General features: G+C 73.3%; 2 protein-coding genes. Both read left to right on the top strand.

What is annotated here, in order from left to right:
• The coding region (locus ACZ52J_RS42780) for a type I polyketide synthase (RefSeq protein WP_465626837.1) at nt 1-1,826 on the top strand (1,826 nt) is incomplete at its 5' end.
• Nucleotides 1,827-1,873: 47 nt separating this feature from the next.
• A partial coding sequence (locus tag ACZ52J_RS42775) for a type I polyketide synthase (RefSeq protein WP_465626835.1) occupies nt 1,874-3,413 on the top strand: 1,540 nt, incomplete at its 3' end.

The raw sequence follows: 3,413 nt of genomic DNA, 5'->3' as shown, positions 1-3,413 counted from the left end.
TGTCGGCGCCCGACGGTGTGATCGGTGTCCTGGGCGGGGACGGCCTGGGCCTGGCCGGCGCGATCGCCTTCGCGGACCTGGCGGACATCGCCGAGGGCGGTGTCACCCCCGACATCCTGGTGCTCCCGGTCGCCGTCGGGACCGGGTTTGACCTTGCCGCGGCCACGCACAAGGCCGTGCGGGAGGCCCTGGAGCTGGTGCAGGAGTGGCTGGCAGCGGACGCCTTCGCGGATTCCCGTCTGGTCGTCGTCACCCGCAACGCGGGCGAGGCGAACCTCCCGGCCGCCACGGTGCGGGGTCTGTTCCGGTCGGCGCAGTCGGAGAACCCGGGCCGGATCACCCTGATCGACCTGGACGGTGACCCCGCCTCGCAGCGGGCGCTGTCCTGCGCGCTCGGCACCGACGAACCGCAGCTCGCGCTGCGGGCCGGCAGCGCCACCGCGCTCCGCCTGGCCAGGACGGGCGAAGCCGCGGTCCCGGCCGTGGGTCTGCGGGCGTTGGACCCTGCGGGGACGGTGTTGCTGACGGGTGCGACGGGTTCGCTCGGTCGGCAGGTGGCCCGTCATCTGGTGGTGGAGTACGGGGCTCGTCGTCTGTTGTTGGTGTCGCGTCGTGGCGAAGCGGCTCCGGGTGCGGTGGAGTTGGCGGCGGAGCTGGCCGGTCTGGGTGCGGAGGTGTCGTTCGCGGCGTGTGATGTGGCGGATCGTGCCGCGCTGGCGGCGGTGCTGGCGGGTGTGGAGTTGACCGCGGTCGTCCACACGGCGGGTGTGTTGGATGACGGGATCGTGCCGTCTCTGACGCCTGAGCGGTTGGATGCCGTGTTGCGTCCGAAGGTGGATGCGGCGTGGAACCTGCACGAGCTGACGAAGGACCGTCCGCTCGCCGCGTTCGTGCTGTTCTCCTCCGCGGCTGGTGTGTTCGGTGCGGCGGGTCAGGCGAACTACGCGGCCGCGAACGCTTTCCTGGATGCCCTTGCCGAGCACCGCCACGCCGCGGGTCTCCCGGGGCAGTCCCTGGCGTGGGGGCTGTGGGCGGAGGACGGCGGCGGTATGGCCGGCGAGCTGGGCGACGCGGACGTGCGGCGGATGGCTCGCGGCGGCGTGCAGGCGCTGTCCACGGCCGAGGGCCTCGCCCTGCTCGACGCCGCCGGTGACCGCGACGACGCCGTCCTGGTGCCGATCCGCCTCGACCTCGCCGGACTCCGCACCCAGGCCGAGGCGGGCATGCTGCCGCCGGTCCTGCGCGGGCTGGTCCGGGCGCCGCTGCGCCGGGCCGCGGGGACGGCCGTCCACGCCGCCGGCCCGTCGCTGGCGGAGCGACTGCTGGGCGTCCCCGAGGAGGACCGCGAGGCCGTGCTGACGGACCTCGTCTGCTCCGAGGTCGCGGCTGTGCTGGGCTACCCGGGCGCCGGGTCCGTGGATGCCGGTCGCGCGTTCAAGGACCTCGGGTTCGACTCGCTGACCGCCGTCGAGCTGCGGAACCGCCTCAACGGCGTCACGGGCCTGCGGCTGCCCGCCACCCTCGTCTTCGACTACCCGACTCCGGCGGCCCTGGTGGCGCTGCTGCGGGCGGAGGCCGTGCCCGACCCGGCGGCGGCCGTCCTGCCGCTGCTGGCCGAGCTGGACCGGCTGGAGGCCGCGCTGGTGGGGACACCGGCTGACGACGAGGGCCACCTGAGGGTCGCCCACCGGCTCCAGTCACTGCTCACCCGGTGGAACGACCAGCAGGCCGCCCCGGCCGAGAACGCCGCCGTCACCGAGGAGCTCGCGGAGGCCACCGATGACGACCTCTTCGACTTCATCGGCAAGGAATTCGGCATCTCCTGACCCCGCCACCGCCCGACCCACCGCACCATCCTGAAAGGTGACCCGACATGCCGGCAGACCAGGCGGCCGAGGACAAGCTCCGGTACTTCCTCAAGCGCGTCACGGCGGACCTCCACGAGACACGCCGACGGCTGAAGGAGATGGAGGACGGCGGGCACGAGCCGATCGCCATCGTCGGCATGGCCTGCCGCTTCCCGGGCGGGATCGAGTCGCCGGAGGACCTGTGGCGCCTGGTCGCCGACGGGCGGGACGCGGTGTCCCCCTTCCCGGAGGACCGCGGCTGGGACGTGGAGAACCTGTACCACCCCGACCCCGACCACCCGGGCACCTCCTATGCCCGGGAAGGCGGATTCCTGCACCGGGCGGGGGAGTTCGACCCGGCGCTCTTCGGCATCAGCCCGCGTGAGGCGATGTCGATGGACCCGCAGCAGCGGCTGCTGCTGGAGACCTCCTGGGAGGCGTTCGAGCGGGCCGGCATCGATCCGGTGAGCCTGCGCGGCAGCCGGACCGGTGTGTTCGTCGGCGTGATGTACAACGACTACGGCATGCTGCTCCAGCAGTCGGTGGAGGGAGCCGAGGGCCAGATCGGGACGGGCACCTCGGGCAGCATCGCGTCCGGCCGGGTCTCGTACACGCTGGGGCTGGAGGGACCCGCCGTCACGATCGACACGGCTTGCTCCTCGTCCTTGGTGGCGCTGCACCTGGCCTGCCAGTCGTTGCGCACCGGCGAGTCGACGCTGGCGCTGGCCGGCGGTGTGACCGTGATGCTGACTCCGGGCACCTTCGTGGAGTTCAGCCGCCAGCGGGGCCTGGCCGCCGACGGGCGCTGCAAGGCGTTCTCGGACGACGCTGACGGCACCGGCTGGGGCGAGGGCGTCGGCATGATCCTGGTCGAGCGGCTGTCGGACGCGCTCGCCAACGGCCACCGGGTGCTCGGCGTGGTCCGCGGGTCGGCGGTCAACCAGGACGGCGCCTCGAACGGCCTGACCGCGCCGAACGGCCCGTCGCAGCAGCGGGTGATCAGGCAGGCGCTCGGCAACGCCGGGCTCACCGGCGACCAGGTCGATGCGGTCGAGGCGCACGGCACGGGCACCTCGCTCGGCGACCCGATCGAGGCACAGGCCCTGCTCGCCACCTACGGCCAGGGCCGCCCGGGCGGACGCCCGCTGAAGCTGGGCTCGGTGAAGTCGAACCTGGGCCACACCCAGGCGGCGGCCGGTGCGGCCGGTGTGATCAAGATGGTCATGGCGATGCAGCGGGGAGTGCTGCCGAAGAGCCTGCACGTGGGCGAGCCGTCCTCGCACGTCGACTGGACCGCAGGGGCCGTCGAACTCCTCAGCGAGGCGCAGGAGTGGCCTGAGACCGGCGAACCGCGCCGGTCGGCGGTCTCCTCGTTCGGCTTCAGCGGCACCAATGCCCACATCATCCTGGAGCAGGCGCCGGCGGTGGAGGCGCTTCCCGATGCGGTGGATGGGCCCGCGGTGGACGTGCCTGCGGTGGATGTGCCCGCGGTGGATGTGCCCGCGGTGCCTGGGCCGGTGCCGGTGGTGCTGTCGGGCCGTACCGAGCAGGCTCTGCGGGAGCAGG

The organism is Kitasatospora sp. NPDC034035 (assembly GCF_055575755.1).
Note: the sequence above shows the minus strand (reverse complement) of the source record. Positions and strands in the feature narration are given on the sequence as shown.